This window comes from Pseudomonas sp. SMN11, assembly GCF_052041945.1.
GTDB lineage: Bacteria > Pseudomonadota > Gammaproteobacteria > Pseudomonadales > Pseudomonadaceae > Aquipseudomonas.
The window spans coordinates 13622-30321 of record NZ_JBKGGW010000032.1; the positions used below are offsets into that span (position 1 = coordinate 13622).

The 16700-nt window shown below is 62.4% G+C and carries 18 protein-coding genes and 1 pseudogene; 7 read left to right on the plus strand and 12 right to left on the minus strand.

The features are described 5' to 3' along the window. Positions 1 to 135: 135 nt before the first annotated feature. Positions 136 to 984 (plus strand): carboxylating nicotinate-nucleotide diphosphorylase, encoded by an 849-nt coding sequence (nadC, locus tag ACLEJU_RS22115; protein ID WP_435424095.1) that lies wholly within the window; start codon positions 136 to 138, stop codon positions 982 to 984. 55 nt (positions 985 to 1039) lie between these two features. Here the strand turns inward: nadC and trxB are convergent, their stop codons facing one another. Beyond that, positions 1040 to 2002 (minus strand): thioredoxin-disulfide reductase, encoded by a 963-nt coding sequence (gene trxB, locus ACLEJU_RS22120; RefSeq protein WP_159412085.1) that lies wholly within the window; start codon positions 2000 to 2002, stop codon positions 1040 to 1042. Between the two features lie 313 nt (positions 2003 to 2315). Between trxB and cysZ the strand changes: the two genes are divergently transcribed. The 3 genes from cysZ (at position 2316) to ACLEJU_RS22135 (ending at position 4330) form a co-directional block, all read left to right on the plus strand. Further along, positions 2316 to 3044: a sulfate transporter CysZ gene (gene cysZ, locus ACLEJU_RS22125; protein ID WP_400720853.1), complete on the plus strand. Its 729-nt coding sequence runs from the start codon at positions 2316 to 2318 to the stop codon at positions 3042 to 3044. A gap of 211 nt (positions 3045 to 3255) precedes the next feature. Continuing rightward, entirely contained in the window at positions 3256 to 3759 is a 504-nt protein-coding gene (locus ACLEJU_RS22130; RefSeq protein ID WP_435424096.1) for a hypothetical protein, read from the plus strand. 181 nt (positions 3760 to 3940) lie between these two features. After that, positions 3941 to 4330, plus strand: coding sequence for a hypothetical protein (locus ACLEJU_RS22135; RefSeq protein ID WP_435424097.1), 390 nt, complete (start codon positions 3941 to 3943; stop codon positions 4328 to 4330). A 54-nt stretch (positions 4331 to 4384) separates the two neighbouring features. Here ACLEJU_RS22135 and ACLEJU_RS22140 read toward each other — a convergent pair whose 3' ends face one another. Both ACLEJU_RS22140 and ACLEJU_RS22145 read right to left on the minus strand, forming a co-directional pair. Then, positions 4385 to 4816 carry a methyl-accepting chemotaxis protein gene (locus ACLEJU_RS22140; RefSeq protein ID WP_435424113.1) on the minus strand — a complete coding sequence of 144 codons (432 nt, stop codon included), beginning with the start codon at positions 4814 to 4816 and terminating at the stop codon, positions 4385 to 4387. A gap of 156 nt (positions 4817 to 4972) precedes the next feature. Further along, positions 4973 to 5722 (minus strand): annotated as a pseudogene (locus ACLEJU_RS22145) (PAS domain-containing protein); the annotation flags it as partial. A gap of 158 nt (positions 5723 to 5880) precedes the next feature. Between ACLEJU_RS22145 and ACLEJU_RS22150 the strand changes: the two are divergent. Then, entirely contained in the window at positions 5881 to 7095 is a 1215-nt protein-coding gene (locus ACLEJU_RS22150) for a glycosyltransferase family 4 protein (RefSeq protein WP_435424098.1), read from the plus strand. On the opposite strand, the gene ACLEJU_RS22155 is transcribed toward ACLEJU_RS22150, so the two are convergent. The 3 genes from ACLEJU_RS22155 to ACLEJU_RS22165 all read right to left on the minus strand — a co-directional run bounded on the left by ACLEJU_RS22155 (position 7064) and on the right by ACLEJU_RS22165 (position 9497). After that, positions 7064 to 8167, minus strand: coding sequence for an NADH:flavin oxidoreductase (locus tag ACLEJU_RS22155; RefSeq protein WP_435424099.1), 1104 nt, complete (start codon positions 8165 to 8167; stop codon positions 7064 to 7066). The genes ACLEJU_RS22150 and ACLEJU_RS22155 overlap by 32 nt on opposite strands. A 217-nt stretch (positions 8168 to 8384) precedes the next feature. Further along, entirely contained in the window at positions 8385 to 8867 is a 483-nt protein-coding gene (locus ACLEJU_RS22160) for a glutathione peroxidase (protein ID WP_435424100.1), read from the minus strand. Positions 8868 to 9011: 144 nt separating this feature from the next. Further along, on the minus strand, positions 9012 to 9497 hold the full coding sequence (locus ACLEJU_RS22165; RefSeq protein ID WP_027918346.1) for an FKBP-type peptidyl-prolyl cis-trans isomerase: 486 nt from the start codon (positions 9495 to 9497) through the stop codon (positions 9012 to 9014). Here ACLEJU_RS22165 and ACLEJU_RS22170 point away from each other — a divergent pair. Together ACLEJU_RS22170 and pta are read left to right on the plus strand one after the other, a co-directional pair. Next, on the plus strand, positions 9496 to 9798 hold the full coding sequence (locus ACLEJU_RS22170; RefSeq protein WP_435424101.1) for a DUF3565 domain-containing protein: 303 nt from the start codon (positions 9496 to 9498) through the stop codon (positions 9796 to 9798). The two genes, ACLEJU_RS22165 and ACLEJU_RS22170, sit on opposite strands and share 2 nt — an antisense overlap. 31 nt (positions 9799 to 9829) lie before the next feature. After that, positions 9830 to 11917, plus strand: coding sequence for a phosphate acetyltransferase (pta, locus tag ACLEJU_RS22175; RefSeq protein ID WP_435424102.1), 2088 nt, complete (start codon positions 9830 to 9832; stop codon positions 11915 to 11917). A gap of 57 nt (positions 11918 to 11974) precedes the next feature. Here pta and ACLEJU_RS22180 read toward each other — a convergent pair whose 3' ends face one another. The 6 genes from ACLEJU_RS22180 to ACLEJU_RS22205 form a co-directional block, all read right to left on the minus strand. Then, positions 11975 to 12700 carry an OmpA family protein gene (locus ACLEJU_RS22180; RefSeq protein ID WP_110638444.1) on the minus strand — a complete coding sequence of 242 codons (726 nt, stop codon included), beginning with the start codon at positions 12698 to 12700 and terminating at the stop codon, positions 11975 to 11977. 109 nt (positions 12701 to 12809) lie between these two features. Beyond that, positions 12810 to 13451 (minus strand): MBL fold metallo-hydrolase, encoded by a 642-nt coding sequence (locus tag ACLEJU_RS22185; RefSeq protein WP_435424103.1) that lies wholly within the window; start codon positions 13449 to 13451, stop codon positions 12810 to 12812. A gap of 19 nt (positions 13452 to 13470) precedes the next feature. Beyond that, a complete protein-coding gene (locus tag ACLEJU_RS22190) occupies positions 13471 to 13818 on the minus strand; it encodes a type II toxin-antitoxin system ChpB family toxin (RefSeq protein WP_294330958.1) in 348 nt (115 codons plus the stop codon). After that, complete coding sequence (locus tag ACLEJU_RS22195) at positions 13815 to 14093, minus strand: AbrB/MazE/SpoVT family DNA-binding domain-containing protein (RefSeq protein WP_110638441.1); 279 nt, start codon at positions 14091 to 14093, stop codon at positions 13815 to 13817. The genes ACLEJU_RS22190 and ACLEJU_RS22195 overlap by 4 nt, the downstream gene beginning before the upstream one ends. Before the next feature lie 168 nt (positions 14094 to 14261). Then, positions 14262 to 14954, minus strand: coding sequence for a sensor histidine kinase (locus tag ACLEJU_RS22200; protein ID WP_435424104.1), 693 nt, complete (start codon positions 14952 to 14954; stop codon positions 14262 to 14264). Next, a complete protein-coding gene (locus ACLEJU_RS22205; RefSeq protein ID WP_435424105.1) occupies positions 14951 to 16558 on the minus strand; it encodes a response regulator in 1608 nt (535 codons plus the stop codon). Before ACLEJU_RS22205 ends, ACLEJU_RS22200 begins: the two co-directional genes overlap by 4 nt. Positions 16559 to 16700 lie beyond the last annotated feature (142 nt).

Below are 16700 nucleotides of genomic sequence, written 5' to 3' on the forward strand. Positions count from 1 at the left end.
TTCACTGGCGGGCAAGTGACTCTGTTTTCGGGCAAATGCTCATTTGACCTGACCAATGGTCAGCTGCAAGGCAAGCTGTACACGGCGCAGTCCCCCTGCCCTATAATCGCCGGCATCTAGCTTGTGGAGCCGACCATGCCGAACCTACGCCTTGCCGACCTGACCGCCGAGATCGAAGCCAATGTGCGCCGTGCACTGCTGGAGGACATCGGCAGCGGCGACATCACTGCGCAGCTGATCCCGGCCGAGCGCCTGGCCAAGGCCACCATCATCACCCGCGAAGACTGCGTGATTGCCGGCACCGCCTGGGTCGATGCCGTGTTCCGTCAGCTTGACCCGCGCGTGGCCGTGCACTGGCAGGTGGCCGATGGCGAGCGCGCTACCGCCAATCAGCCGCTGTTCCACCTCGAAGGCCCGGCGCGCTCGCTGCTCAGCGGTGAGCGCAGCGCACTGAACTTCCTGCAGATGCTGTCGGGTGTGGCCACCCGTGCGCGCTTCCTCGCCGACCTGGTCGAAGGCACCCAAGTGCAGCTGCTCGACACCCGCAAGACCTTGCCGGGCCTGCGCCTGGCACAGAAGTACGCCGTCACCTGCGGCGGTTGCCACAACCACCGCATCGGCCTGTATGACGCCTTCCTGATCAAGGAAAACCACATTGCCGCCAGCGGTGGCGTGGCCGAGGCCGTGGCGGCGGCACACCGCATCGCCCCCGGCAAGCCGGTGGAAATCGAAGTGGAAAGCCTGGAGGAACTGCGCCAGGCGCTGAATGCTGGCGCAGATATCATCATGCTCGACGAGCTGACGCAGGATGAAATGCGCGAAGCAGTGCGTATCAACGCTGGCAAGGCCAAGCTGGAAGCCAGTGGCGGGATCAACGAAACCACCCTGCGGGTGATTGCCGAGACCGGCGTCGACTACATCTCGATTGGCGCCATGACCAAGGATGTGAAGGCCGTGGACCTGTCGATGCGACTGAGCCTGTGAGTGTACCGCAGGCATGAAAAAACCGGCCAGATGGCCGGTTTTTTTATTGCCTGAATCAGAACGAGGCGTTGGCCAGGCCGTCCAGGTAACGCTCGACGTCCAGTGCCGCCATGCAGCCGGCGCCGGCCGAGGTGATGGCCTGACGGTAAACGTGGTCAGCCACGTCACCGGCAGCGAACACACCTTCGACGTTGGTGGCGGTGGCGTTGCCTTCACGGCCGCCGGCAACTACCAGGTAGCCGTCCTTGAGGGTCAGCTGGCCTTCGAACAGCGAGGTGTTCGGGGTGTGGCCAATGGCGATGAATACGCCGTCGACCTTGATTTCGTCGCTGCTGCCGTCGTTGTTCTTCAGGCGCGCACCGGTCACGCCCATGTTGTCACCCAGCACTTCGTCCAGATTGGCGTTGAGCTTGAGTTCGATCTTGCCTTCGGCGACACGGGCGTTGAGCTTGTCGACCAGGATCTTCTCGGCGCGGAAAGTCTCGCGGCGGTGAACCAGGGTCACCTTGCTGGCGATGTTGGCCAGGTACAGTGCTTCTTCCACGGCAGTATTGCCGCCGCCGACCACGGCAACCGGCTTGTTGCGGTAGAAGAAGCCGTCGCAGGTGGCGCAGGCCGAAACGCCCTTGCCCATGAACGCCTCTTCCGACGGCAGGCCCAGGTAACGGGCGCTGGCGCCGGTGGCGATGATCAGCGCGTCGCAGGTGTACTTGCCGCTGTCACCCTGCAGGGTGAACGGCTTGTTGGCCAGGTCGACGGCATTGATGTGGTCGAAGACGATTTCGGTCTCGAAACGCTCGGCGTGCTCCTGCATGCGCTGCATCAGGGCCGGGCCGGTCAGACCGTGGGGGTCGCCCGGCCAGTTGTCGACTTCGGTGGTGGTGGTCAGCTGCCCACCCGCCTGCATGCCGGTGATCAGCAGTGGCTTGAGGTTGGCGCGGGCGGCGTAGACCGCGGCGCTGTAACCGGCAGGGCCGGAACCGAGGATGATGACGCGCGAATGACGTACTTCAGACATGTCGAACTCCTGTCGAGCGGGACCAAGGGGGCCGCCAGCTGGAAATTAAAAAGGACCCACGCAGCACTTGGGGAAGTGCTACAACGCGCAGGCCCAAAAAGCGGAAAGTTGAGCGCACTGTAGCGAGGTGGCAGAGATTAAGGAAATATCCTTCGACAATCCACCTCATAGGCATCCTCTATCTGCGAATTTCACTCGGTCTAACAGCCTTGGCGCATTTGTTACAGCCGGTTTCTTCATGTCCGCCTGCCTTTCGTCGGCGCGACAAACTCGGTAAGGTCAGCGCGTTTTCCCTTCTCTGCGGAGTGTCCCGATGCAAGCCCCTGTCCTCTCCGGCCCCCAGTACCTGCGCGAAGGCCTGAAACTGGTGCTGAGCCCCAACCTGCGGATGTTCGTGCTGCTGCCGCTGGCGATCAACCTGCTGCTGTTCGGCGGCCTGATCTACTTCGCCGGCCACGAGTTCAGCCTGTGGCTCGACGCCCTGATGCCGACCCTGCCAAGCTGGCTGAGCTTCCTTTCCTACATCCTGTGGCCACTGTTCGTCGCCTTGCTGGTGCTGATGGTGTTTTTCACCTTCACCCTGGTGGCCAACGTGATCGCTGCGCCGTTCAATGGCTTCCTGGCGGAAAAGGTCGAAGTGGTGGTGCGCGGCCAGGACCCGTTCCCGGCGTTCAGCTGGGGCGAGCTGGTGGCCATGGTGCCACGCACCTTCGGCCGCGAGATGCGCAAGCTCGGCTACTTCCTGCCACGGGCCATCGGCCTGTTCATCCTGTCGCTGATCCCGGTGGTCAACGTGGTGGCCGCGCCGCTGTGGCTGATCTTTGGTGTGTGGATGATGGCCATCCAGTACATCGACTACCCGGCGGACAACAACAAGATGAGCTGGCAGGACATGCTGGCCTGGCTGCGGCAGAAGCGCTGGCAGTCGATGGGGTTTGGCGGGATTACCTACCTGGCCTTGCTCATTCCGGGCGTGAACGTGCTGATGATGCCGGCGGCGGTGGCGGGGGCCACACTGTTCTGGGTGCGCGAGCGCAACTGATTGAACGAGGGGCTGCCAGCAGCCCCTTACGCAGCGTTTTCTTCAAATCAGAAGTTCGAAAGCTGGGGATCACGACTTCCACATGCCCAGTGCCGATGAACTGCAACCGTGTAAACAGGCCAGGCGGTATATAGATAAAGCAATCGAACCGGTAATCAGGGGTTGAATCATCGCTGCCAACTATTGGCGTCCATCTTTCGAGGATTACCAGATGATTGACGATGACGAACTCAAGGGAAAACTGCCGGACGAAATTGCTGGTGAGGGCGAACCTTTAGTTCCTGAGATTGAGGAACCAGAAGTGCCTGCTGAGCCGGAAATTGAAGAACCACAAGCACCGATTGGCCCGGTTGACCCACATGGGCCACTGGCGCGACTTTTTGAGGAAGGCAAGGGTGGGCGCGACCTTGACGACGAAGAGTTCGCAGCCTTTGAAGCAGTCAAGATGAAAGTTCAAGGTACGTTCATAACCGTGCTGCCAGAGCATGGTTTGGACGGATATGAAAACTCCCACTTTTATGTCTATGACGCGAACAGCGACAAGTCCTCTCTCAGGACCTACCTGATTTGGGCTTTGATTGCGGGAAAACTGGAAAAACCGGACCTCGTCCAATTCGAAATTGACGGAACGCCCTTCGATGACGATGAAGGTAACCTCTCGGCTGCCGTGGAAGAAACATTCAAGCGCATGCTGAAAATGGATCCCATCGTCTGATCTAACAATGTTCGGCATAAAGGGTCTGCTTGTTACTTTAATCAGCAACAGCCCCTTTATTTACGCATTGATCCGTCGATGGTAGTGCGTAGTAGATAAGTAACGCCTGCATCAGTTCTGTTCGAACTTCAATGCGCTCGAGGCCGCACCGTCGTGGCCTTCAAACCACTGGAGATCAAAGATGGAATTCACAGACGTCAAATCGAAAGACTTCATTGAACTTGCGGGAATCCCGGAACATCTTCAAGGCAAGGTCATCGCCGAGCAGCGAGTAAAGTGGCGGCTGCACGAGGCTCTGGAAACCAATGACATCCATGAGCCAATCGAGCGCTTGCACTACACCACCTGGGACTCCAACAGCGGCGCGGTCAACTACAGCCAACCCCTGGTGGAGTTGCTGGTCGATGCAGTGCTGCAAAGTGAAGCCCCCACTATCGGGCCAGCCGGAGGCATCTTCGCCGCTCGTGGTGTGAATGGGGAGGAGTTTCATGTAAACGTCGATCTGGCGGCTGTTCACGACGCCGTCTCGACCGTCTACCGGCACATCAAGCAAACCGAACAGGCCGATTGACCTACACCCTGGGCAAAGGGGCCAGCCTGAGCCCTTTGCCCTCTTGAGCCGTTATCAGTGGTTCAGCTGGCTGGAAAACTGCCCCACCGCATCCACCACCTTCTTCGCCCCTTCCTGAATCTCGACGATCACCCCACCAGTATCCGCCGCCAGCGCCAGCCCCTGTTCGGCCTGGCGCTTGCTGGTGTCGATGATGTCCACCGCAGCCTGGGCCAGTTGCTCGTTCTGCTGCACCACCTTGGCAATCTCCTCGGTGGCACTGCTGGTACGCGAGGCCAGCTGCCGCACTTCGTCGGCGACCACGGCGAAGCCACGGCCCTGCTCGCCGGCGCGGGCGGCTTCGATGGCGGCGTTGAGCGCCAGCAGGTTGGTCTGGCCGGCGATGTCGCTGATGGTCTTGATGATGGCGCCAATCACCTTGGACTGCCTGTCCAGTGCCTGGATACCCTCGGCAGCGTCCTGCATGGAGCCTTCCAGCCCACGCATCACGTCCACGGTCTGGGTCACCACATCGGTGGCCTTGCGGGCACTGGTGTCGGTCTCCAGGGAGGTGTTGTAGGCAATGTCGGCAGCCTGCGCCACCGCCTGCTCCTGATTGACCTGGTCGGTGATCACGGTGGCGAACTTGACCACCTTGTACAGCACGTCATGGGCATCGAAGATCGGATTGTAGGACGCCTCCAGCCAGATCGTGCGCCCATGGGCGTCGATTCGCTTGAAACGGTCGGCAACGTACTCGCCACGGCGCAGCCTGTCCCAGAATGCCTGGTAACCCGTCGAGTTGACTTCCGCCGGCTCACAGAACATGCGGTGATGCTTGCCACGCACCTGTTCCAGGCTGTAGCCCACCGTCTGCAGGAAGCGGTCGTTGGCCGTCAGCACCTCGCCGTTGAGGTTGAATTCGATCACGGCGGTGGAGCGCATTAACGCCTTGATCAGGCTCTCATGCTCACGCGAGGCTTCGATGGTGCGGGTCAGGTCGCTGGAGTGCATGGAGAAATGCCTGATCCGACCGTCAACAGTTTTCACCGGCTGCAGAATGGAGCGCAGCCAGGCTTCTTCGCCGTTGCCGCGCAGCAGGCGAAATGCACCGTTGAGGTGCTCGCCACGGGTGATGGCGTTTTTCATACGCTGGTAGAAGTCGAGCTTCTTCACGTGCGCCGGCACGATTTCTTCGATGTTACGGCCAATCAACTGCTCGGCACGGTAAAGCATCTCGCTCTCGAAGTTGCTGTTGACCTGCTCGATACGTCCCTGAGGATCGAGCTGCAGCACCAGCATCTCGCTGTCGAGGCTGCTCTTGACCTGCTCGACGGCCATCAGCTCTTCGCGCAGTTGCTGGATTTCTTTCTTGAGCTTGCTGTTGAACATCACCGCACTCCCGGAGCGCATCAAACCGATTCGGATGCATCTTCATCGGCTGCACCGCGTGCTGCTTGAGCACCCTGCAAAGAAATATTCACACTGGCGAAACTGCCGGAAATCAGGCGTCACCTGCGCGTCACAAGGCTGTCATGTGAGCGCAACGCGGCAGGTGGACACTTTTTGTCATGAATACACCTGCCCTACGCATCTGCCTTGTCAGCGAAACCTTCCCACCCGAAATAAACGGTGTGGCCAATACCCTTGGCCGCCTCAGCGAAGGTTTGCGACAGCGTGGCCACCAGGTGGAAATCGTTCGCCCACGGCAAGCCAACGAGGCACCGGCGGACGATGACCAGGGCCTGTTGCTCTGCCGTGGCTGGGCACTGCCCGGCTACCCCGGCCTGCAGTGGGGCGAGGTGTCGATGCACAAGCTGTTGCGCCGCTGGCGCCGGCATCGCCCGGACGTGCTGTACATCGCCACCGAAGGTCCATTGGGCCTGAGTGCCCTGCGCGCCGCGCGGCGCCTGGGGGTTGCCGTGGTCAGCGGCTTTCACACCAATTTCCCGCAATACTCCGGCCAATATGGCCTTGGCTTGCTTGCACGCCTGCTCACCCACTACTTGCGATGGTTCCATCGGCGCACCGCCGCCACCTTGGTGCCCAGCGTCAGCCAGCGCCTGGAACTGGAACGCCGCGGGTTCGAGCGCCTGGCCTTGATGGCCCGGGGCGTCGATGCCAGCCTGTTCAACCCAGCCCGGCGCAGCCAGGCGTTACGCGAAAGTTGGGGGCTCGGCGCGGACGACATCGCCGTGCTGCACGTCGGGCGCCTGGCCGCGGAAAAGAACCTGACGCTGTTGCAGCCCTGTCTGCACGCCTTGCAGAAAACATATCCACAGCGGCGCCTGCGCCTGGTGGTGGTGGGGGATGGCCCGCAGCGGGCCGCCCTCGAACAGCAGATGCCGGATGCGGTGTTCAGCGGCGCCCAACGCGGCGAAGCGCTGGCCGAACATTACGCCAGCGGCGACCTGTTCCTGTTCCCGAGCCTGACCGAAACCTTTGGCAACGTGGTGCTCGAGGCCATGGCCTCGGGGCTGGCCGTGGTCGCCTACGATGAAGCTGCCGCGGCCCAGCACATCCGCCATGGCCACAGCGGCGCGCTGGCCATGCCTGGCGACCAGTGCGCATTCATCGATGCCGCCTGCTGGCTGCTGGAGGAAAGCGAAACCCTGCGCCGGGTTCGCCTGAATGCCCGCCAGCACGCCAGCCGCCAAGGCTGGCCGGCGATCGTCGAGCAATTCGAGTCGCACTTGTTCAACGCTTGCCACACGGCACCTGCCGGCAGCCAACCGACAGGCGTCGCGCTAGCGATCAAGCCAGAGTCGTCAACGCCTCGCGGCTGAACGGCAGCACATCCGCTTCACGCCCTTCGCGCACCTTCTGCGCCCACTCGGCGTCCACCAGCAGGGCACGGCCAACCGCCACCAGGTCGAACTCTTCGTCGCCCAGACGGCGCAGCAAGCCTTCCAGGCTGGCCGGCTTGGCCACCTTGTCAGTGGCGACCATGAACTGCAGGAACTCGCCATCGAGCCCCACGCTGCCGACGGTGATGGTCGGCTTGCCGGTGAGTGTGCGAGTCCAGCCGGCCAGGTTCAGCTCGGAACCTTCGAATTCGGGCTCCCAGAAGCGCCGGGTCGAGCAGTGGAAGATATCCACACCCGCAACCGACAGCGGTTCGAGGAAAGCTGCCAGAGCTGCCGGCGTTTCCACCAGACGTGCGCTGTAGTCCTGCTGCTTCCACTGCGAGAAGCGGAAGATGATCGGGAAGTCCGGCCCCACGGCAGCGCGCACGGCCTGGATCAGCTCGATGGCAAAGCGCGAGCGGCCGGCCAGGTCACCGCCATATTCGTCGCTGCGGCGGTTGCTGGCCTCCCAGAAGAACTGGTCGATCAGGTAGCCGTGGGCGCCATGGATTTCCACGCCGTCCATGCCGATGGCCTTGGCATCGCGGGCCGCCTGGGCAAAGGCGGCGATCACGTCGCGGATATCGTCATTGGTCATGCCGTGCACCAGCACCTGGCCGTCCTTGACCTTCTCGCTCGGCCCGTAGCCCGGCACGCTGGCGTCCGGCTCGGTGCCCAGGCGGCGCACCGTGCCGACGTGCCACAGCTGCGGCACGATACGGCCGCCTTCGGCATGCACTGCGTCGACCACCTGCTTCCAGCCAGCCAAGGCATCTTCACCATGGAAGCGCGGCACATTGGGGTAGCCGTTGGCTGCCTTGTGCCCGACCGTGGTGCCCTCGGTGATGATCAGCCCCACGCCCGCCGCAGCACGGCGGCGGTAGTACTCGACCACGCCAGCGTGCGGCACGCCACCCGGGCAGAAGGTACGGGTCATGGGCGCCATGACGACGCGGGTCGGCAGCTCGAGCGCGCCGAGGGTGAATGGCTGGAACAGGGGGTTGCTGGACATGGGGCGCTTCCGTCTGGGGAGGAAATGCGCCTGAGGTTAGGGGGTGCGCGGGGCTGGGCCCAGCATTATTGATTTGAGTGATTCGCAGGTATCGTGGCGGACGCCTGTGGGAGCGGGTTCATCGGAGCGCCGAACCGCCGCGAATGCATCGGTATGGCCAATGCAGCATTCGCTGCGGTTTGGCGCTCCGATGAACCCGCTCCCACAGTGCACGCAGTCAGTTCAGGGCTTTCTCGATGGCTTGCAGGACCGATGGATCATCCGGCGCGGTACGCGGGGCAAAGCGCGCCAGCACCCGGCCGTCCTTGCCCACCAGGAACTTCTCGAAGTTCCAGGTTATATCACCAGGGAATTCCGCACCCTCGCCCGCCAGCAGACGGTACAGCTGGTGACGCTCATGGCCATTGACCTCCAGCTTGGCCCCCAGCGGGAAGCTGACGCCATAGTTGAGGCGGCAGAACTCCTGAATTTCCTTCTCGCTGCCCGGCTCCTGGCCGGCAAACTGGTTGCAGGGCAGACCCAGGACATTGAAGCCTTTGCCCTTGAACTGCTGATGGAGCTTTTCCAGCGAAGCGTATTGCGGCGTCAGGCCACATTTGGAGGCGACATTGACCACCAGCACCACCTGGCCCTTGAACGGTGCCAGGGGCAGGTCCTCGCCGTTCAGCGCCTTCAACGTCAGGTCGTGAAATGCACTCATGATGAATCCCTCTCAGGTTCCCGGTTGCCGCTGGGGCAAATTGCGCCCACTAAAAAGGCGCTCTTCCAAGCCGCGCACCTCCCGTTGGGGAGGCATGCCGGCTTGTCCGAGCGCCTGGCGACTTTCTGAGCTTAGCGCAGAAAATCAGTGGTGATGGCCACCTTCACCGTGGATGTGACGGTGAGCGATTTCTTCTTCGCTGGCGTCACGCACGTCGACAACCTTGACCTTGAAGTTCAGGCGCTGGCCAGCCAGAGGGTGGTTACCGTCGACAGTGATGTCGTCGCCGTCGATGTCGCGGATGGTGACGATCTGCATCTGGCCGTCTGGCGCCGAGGCGTGGAACTGCATGCCGACTTCCAGTTGGTCGACGCCTTCGAACAGGCTGCGGTTCAGGGTGCTGACCAGCTCGGCCAGGTATTCGCCGTAGGCGTCTTCCGGCTCGATGGCAACTTCCAGCTCGTCACCGGCTTGCTTGCCTTCCAGGGCTTTTTCCAGGCCTGGGATGATGTTAGCGGCACCGTGCAGGTAAACCAGCGGCGCACCGCCGGCGGAGCTGTCGATGGTCTCCCCGGCGTCGTTGGTCAGGGTATAGTCGATGGAGACAGCCTTGTTGGCGGCGATCAGCATGGGGCAAGACCTTTTGCAAAAGTATGTAGAACTGACAAGTGTAACCAAGGCATCGCCTGAATGCGACCGCAGCGCGGACGAGGGGCGACCCATCAGTCGGATCACCGGCTTCCACCAGGACGAAGAAGGCCACTGGGTGGTCGAGCTGTCCTGCGGCCACACCCAGCACCTGCGCCACCAGCCACCGTGGCAGGCACGCCCGTGGGTACTCGACGCCGAACAGCGCGCCGGGCGCATCGGCCAGCCATTCGCTTGCGGCTGGTGCGCACAAGGGGCCGATAGCGCTACCCTTGGCCGTTGATTCCTTGCACCGCTTATTTCGAGAAGCACGCATGCAGACATTTTTCATTGCGCCGACCGACTTTGGTGTCGGCCTGACTTCCATCAGCCTGGGCCTGGTCCGCACCCTGGAACGCGCCGGGCTCAAGGTCGGTTTCTTCAAGCCGATCGCCCAGCCTCACCCCGGCGACACCGGCCCGGAGCGTTCCACTGAACTGGTCGCCCGCACCCACGGCATCAAGCCACCGGTGCCACTGAGCCTGGCCCATGTCGAGCGCATGCTTGGCGATGGCCAGCTGGACGAGTTGCTCGAAGAAATCATCCGCCTGTACCAGCAAGCCTGCGTCGGCAATGACGTGGTGGTGGTCGAGGGCATGGTGCCGACCCGCCACGCCAGCTACGCCGCACGGGTCAACCTGCATCTGGCCAAGAGCCTGGATGCCGAAGTGATCCTGGTTTCCGCCCCGGAAAACGAAGTGCTCAGCGAGCTGTCCGGGCGGGTCGAACTGCAGGCCCAGCTGTTCGGCGGCCCGCGTGACCCGAAAGTGCTGGGGGTAATCCTCAACAAGGTGCGCACCGACGAGAGCATGGCCGACTTCGCCACCCGCCTGCGCGAACACTCGCCACTGTTGCGCGGCAACGACTTCCGCCTGCTCGGCTGCATTCCCTACCAGCCCGAGCTGAACGCCCCGCGCACCCGCGACGTGGCCGATCTGCTCGGCGCCCAGGTGCTCAACGCCGGCGACTACGAGCAGCGGCGGATGAACAAGATCATCATCTGCGCCCGCACCGTGGCCAATACGGTACCGCTGCTGACGCCGGGTACTCTGGTGGTGACCCCCGGTGATCGCGACGACATCATCCTGGCCGTGAGCCTGGCTGCGATCAACGGCGTGCCCCTGGCCGGCCTGCTGCTGACCAGCGACAGCAAGCCTGATGCACGCATCCTCGGCCTGTGCCGTGGTGCCCTGCAGGCCGGCCTGCCGATTCTGTCGGTAAGCACCGGCTCCTACGACACCGCCAACCTGCTCAACTCTCTGAACCGCGAAATCCCGGTAGATGACCGTGATCGGGCCGAATTCATCACCGACTTCGTCGCCAGCCACCTGGACGCCGCCTGGCTGCACCAGCGCTGCGGCACGCCACGGGAAATGCGCCTGTCGCCGGCGGTTTTCCGTTACCAGCTGATCCAGCGAGCGCAACAGGCCAACAAGCGCATCGTCCTGCCGGAAGGCGCCGAGCCGCTGCTGGTGCAGGCCGCAGCGATCTGCCAGGCGCGCGGCATCGCCCGTTGCGTGCTGCTGGCCAAGCCCGAGGCAGTCGAAGCCGTGGCCCGTGCACAGGGCATCACCCTGCCACCGGACCTGGAGATTCTCGACCCAGAACTGATTCGCGGGCGCTATGTCGAGCCGATGGTCAATCTGCGCAAGAGCAAGAACCTCAACGCGCCCATGGCCGAGCAGCAGCTGGAAGACCCGGTGGTGATCGGCACCATGATGCTGGCCCTGGATGAGGTCGATGGCCTGGTCTCGGGCCTGGTGCATTCCACCGCCAACACCATCCGCCCGGCGCTGCAACTGATCAAGACTGCACCCGGCGCGAGCCTGGTGTCGTCGGTGTTCTTCATGCTGTTCCCCGAGCAGGTGCTGGTGTACGGCGACTGCGTGATGAACCCGCACCCCAGCGCCAGCGAACTGGCCGAGATCGCCCGGCAGAGCGCCGAATCGGCGCAGGCCTTCGGCATCGCGCCACGGGTGGCGATGATCAGCTACTCGAGCGATTCGGCCAGTGATGAGGAAGTGGAGAAAGTACGCGAAGCCACGCGCCTGGCGCAGGCTGCGGAGCAAGGGCTGCTGATCGACGGGCCGCTACAGTACGACGCCGCTGCCAACCCGCAGGTCGCTCGCCAGCTGGCCCCTGCGAGCCAGGTGGCCGGGCGGGCGACGGTGTTCGTGTTCCCTGACCTGAACACTGGCAACACCACCCACAAGGCGGTGCAGCGCAGTACCGATGGGGTCAGCCTGGGGCCAATGCTGCAGGGGTTGCGCAAGCCGGTGAACGACTTGCCGCGAGGGGCGCAGGTGGACGATATCGTCCATACCATCGCCCTTACTGCTATTCAGGCCAGCAGCATCCGCTGAAATGAAAAGGGCAGGCCGTTACCGGCCTGCCCTTTTCATTGCGCCATACCGAACGGCTTACGGGTACTGCTGAACCTGGCCCTGCTGCTGGTCATACTGTTGACCTGGGATAGGCTTCAGGTTGACCTCTACGCGGCGGTTCTGTGCGCGGCCATTGGCGTCGGCGTTGCTGGCGATCGGCTGGTCCGGGCCCATGCCACGTACCGTGACACGCGAAGCATCCACGCCCTGCGAGGTCAGGTAGGTGCTGACTGCCTGAGCGCGGCGCTGCGACAGGTCCATGTTGTGCTGGCGGCTACCGGTGCTGTCGGTGAAGCCCACCACTTCGATGGTGTTCTGGTTGAACGACTTGAACGAGTTGGCCAGGTTGTTCAGCGGGTTGTAGAAGCTCGGCGAAATGTTGGCCGAGTCGGTAGCGAAGGTGATGTTGCCCGGCATGATCAGCTTGATCTGGTCGCCCTGGCGCTGAACTTCAACGCCCGTGTTGGCCATTTTCGCGCGCAGTTCGGCTTCCTGCTTGTCGGCGTAGTAGCCGTAACCAGCAGCGGCTGCACCGACTGCGGCGGCGCCGATCAGCGCGCCCTTGCCACGGTTGTTGTGGTCGATGGCAGCACCGGCAATGGCACCGGCCAGCGCGCCCAGGCCGCCGTACTTGGCGGTCTTGCTCATCCCCGAGGACTCGCCCTGAGCCTGGCCTTGGCTGTCATAAGGATTCTGCCCGGCGCAGCCAGTCATCAGGGCTGCAACGGTTGCGACGATAATCAGACGACGCATGGTGAACATGGACAAGCTCCTACAAAAATTCGTGTGTTCGGCAGATCGCACAGGGATCTATGCCAGGCGTAGATCCCTAGGATACGGAAAAATTCCATGAAAGGCTTTTCATCCAGGCTCACGCCCGTACGAACGGGTTCTCGCGCATCTCGTCGCCGAGGCGCGTATCCGGCCCGTGGCCAGTGACCACGATGGCTTCTTCGTCCAGGCGATACAGCCGCTCCTTGATCGAGCGAACGATGGCGCGCTGGTCACCGCCCCACAGGTCGGTACGGCCGATGCCGCGACGGAACAGGGTGTCGCCGGCGATCAGCAGCTTGGCATCGGCGAACCAGAAACTCATCGAGCCTGGCGTGTGCCCAGGCGTGTGCAGGGCCACGCCACAACCGCAGGCAAGCTCCTCGTCATCGCCCAGCCAACGGTCTGGCGACGGCACCGGGGTGTAGGGCACGCCGAACATCTGGCATTGCATCTCCAGGTTGTCCCACAGCGGCTGGTCCTGCTTGTGCAGATGCAAGGTAGCGCCGGTGAGTTCCTTGAGCTTGCCCGACGCGAGGAAATGGTCGAAGTGCGCGTGGGTGTGGATGATGCTCACCAGCGTCAGGCCATGGGCCTGCAGGCGGGCGAGGATCTTGTCCGGGTCACCGCCTGGGTCGACGACGATGGCCTTCTTGCTGACCGGGTCGCCGATCAGGGTGCAGTTGCACTGCAGAGGGCCTACGGGGAAGGTTTCTCGGATCAGCGCTATTGCATTTTCCATGAGTAAATTCAGCAATCGGTTATTCGAACAGGGTTTGAATGCGTGCCAAAGCATCGAGAATTACAACTTCAGGAGCTGACTCGACACGCTTGGCACCTCTGGCGTCTAGGTCCACCGTGCGTATCTGGTTACAGAGCAACACACCTTGCGTCAGCGTGCCTGCCCCGCTGAGGGTAACCGCAAAGCCCGCATGCCTGGCGAAGTCACCACCTTGAGAAATGGGCACGATGGCCGCCAAACCGGACGCGTTGAAAGCCGCAGGGGTGAGCACAAGTGCTGGGCGCCCGATACCTTGCTGTTCTCGTCCAACGGTAGGGTCCAGATTGACCCGAACAATATCGCCCCTGGCGAACTTGACCCGCTTCACACCTCACGCCCCACTGGGCGCATTGCGTTCCACTCAGCCATGTCTTCAGGTTCTGGCGCGTTCAGATCACATTGCGCCATCAATTCTTCAAGGGTGTACTTCGGCCTGGGCCTGATGGGCTTGAGGACCAGAGTCTCCCCTGCCGCATCCAGGCTCAATGTCGAGCCAACGCCAAGGCGCATCTGCTTGAGCACAGTGGCCGGCAAACGGATAGCCGCACTGTTGCCCCATTGCTGAATCTTGATCTGCATAAGTATCTCCCAAGGTAGATACATAGTAGAAACCCTCCCGACGATTGCAAGTGAAATGTAGAAACCTCGTATCTACACTGCCACTCAGCCGCCATCGAAAACAGAGCCGATAACACGACTAGGATTTTTCCTACTAGCCCTTGGGAAATAGCCCTCAAACCTGAACAGCACCATACATTCGAAGCAAATTACTCAAGGCAAATACAGCCTGAACAGTCCGCCCCCAAGCGCCCCACCATTGGCAATCTCGATTCGCCCGCGCACGCCGTTGCGCTCATGCAGTGCCGCAATCCGCGCCGCGAAATACAGCCCGAGCCCGGTGCTGCCGCTCTGCGAGTCGATACCCTGCACGTAATCCTGCTGGCGCTCGAGCATCCGTGCCGGGTAACCCGGGCCGTCGTCGTTGACGCTGATAACCAGGTGTTCGTCTTCCTCGCCAATGCTGACCAGCAGCGCATGGCCGGCATAGCGGGTGGCGTTGGTGATCACATTGGCGATCACCGAGGCCACCAGTTCGCGGTCAAAAAAGCCCAGCGGGTTGTCGGTCTCGACACGCCAGGTGGCGAGGATGTCATTGTGCTGCAGCACTTCCTGGTGGGCCGCCAGCTGCGCTTCGATGAAGTCATCCAGCTCGTGGTAGTCGGGGCATACCGGCAGCTGATTCACCCCCAGTTTGTACAGCCCCAGCAACTGCACCAGCATGCCGTTGAGATGGCGGAACTCATGCTCGATCACGCCCTGCTCAGTACCGCTGCGCCATTCTTCAGGCAGCCGTGCCAGCCATTGGTCATGGGACTGGATCAGCGCCGACAGCGAGTTCTTCAGGTCATGCACGGTGGAGGCGATCACCGTGGAAAAATCCAGCCCCTGGTTATCCTGGCTCATGCGCCGAAGACCTTGATGTGCAGTTTGCGGTAGCGGTCGTAGCGGCTGTCGCTGGTCGGGATGCCGGCCACGCGGGTCAGGCAGTCGCGGCATTCCTGCTGGATCGCCGGCGGTGTCACCTCGCCACCGATGCGCAGCAGGGCTTGCGCCGTGTTGAGCGCGATACTGATGTTCTTCGGCTGCAACGACAGGGCCTTGCGGAACATCTGCAAGGCTTCGTTGAGTTGCCCGGCCTGGTAGCTGCGCACGCCCTGGCGGTTGAGGTCGACCGCTTCGGTGACCGCGCCCAGTACGGCTGGGTCGTCAGTCAGTTTGGCCACGCTCTGCATGACCTTGGGGTCATCGCCGTAGGTTTCCACACAGCCCTTGAGGATGCTGCCACCGGCCGCTTCCTGGCCAAGCGACTGCAGTTGCCTGGCCACGGTCAAGGCGGCCTCGACCGAGAAGAACTGGTCCATCTTCTCCAACCGCTGCATGGCCTGCTCGGTGAGCTTGTCGGCGGTTTCGGGGTCGCCCGCCTGCTGCAGGCTGGCGGCCTTCATCAGCCGGGCACGCACTTGCAGGCCCTGGTCTTCGAGGTTGTCCTTGGCCACTTCGCTGAGCACGGTATTGATCTCGACCCGGGCGCGGGCATCCAGGCCGAAGCCGGCGTTCTTGCTCATCAACGCCTGGACCAGCCCAAGGTTGCTTTCGGCGTCCTTGTAACGCGAACTCTGGCCCTGATTAACCGCATGGCGGAAGGCCTTGGAGGCGCTCTCGAAGTCTTCGTTATCCAACGCCAGCTTGCCTAGGGCGGCCTGTCGGCGCACTGCCAGGGGCGACAAGCGTACCGCTTCTTCGAGCATGCCCTGGGCACGCTTGGTTTCGCCTTGAGCGACCAGCACTTCGGCCATGCCATCGTACAGCCCGGGCATGATCGGGAATGCCTTGAGTGCCTGCTCGTAGACACCCTGGGCTTGGGCGTTCTGCCCGCGCTTGTGCATCAGGCTGCCGAGTGCCGAATACACCCAAGGTTGCGGGCGGCTGGCGAGGATGCTCTTGAGAAACTTCTCCAGCTCATCGAAGCGGTTGAGGTCACGCAGTGCGTCGGCGCGATAGCGCAGGCACAACGGCGCGAAACGCGGGTCCTTCTTGCACAGCTCGGCACACGCCGCCAGCACTTCGGCCGGGCGACCACGGTCGAGTGCCTGCAGAATCGGCTTGAGCAGGGTCTTGCGCTGGGTCAGTTTGTCCAGGCGCTGGGCCAGCCCCACGCGGTTGAACGGCTTGGTCAGGTAGGCATCCGGCTCATGCTCAAGGGCACTGAGCACAATGGCCTGGCTGCTCTCGGCCGTGACCATGATGAACACGCACTCATGGCTGATCAGCTTGTCGAGGATCAGGTCCTCAAGGACCTGCTGGCCGTTCTTCTTGCCGTCACCAAGGTGGAAGTCCTGGAGGACATAGTCGTAGCGCTTCTGCCCGCACATGCGCAGGGCCTGCTCACCACTGTCCGCGGTATCCACATCGCGCACGCCCAGTTCGCGCAGCATGGAACGGGTCGACGTGCGAAAGTCAGTGAAGTCGTCGACGATCAGAAAGCTCTTTTGCCCGTACTGCAGCATCAACACGACCTGTATTGGGTGGATGGGTGGATGGCGCGAGGCGATGCATACCGCCGAAACTTGTATCGGCAGCCGGTCAGGAAAGATGAGGGTGGAGAATGCAGCGCACTCACTCGCTAACGGCACAATGGCTTTGCGCCAT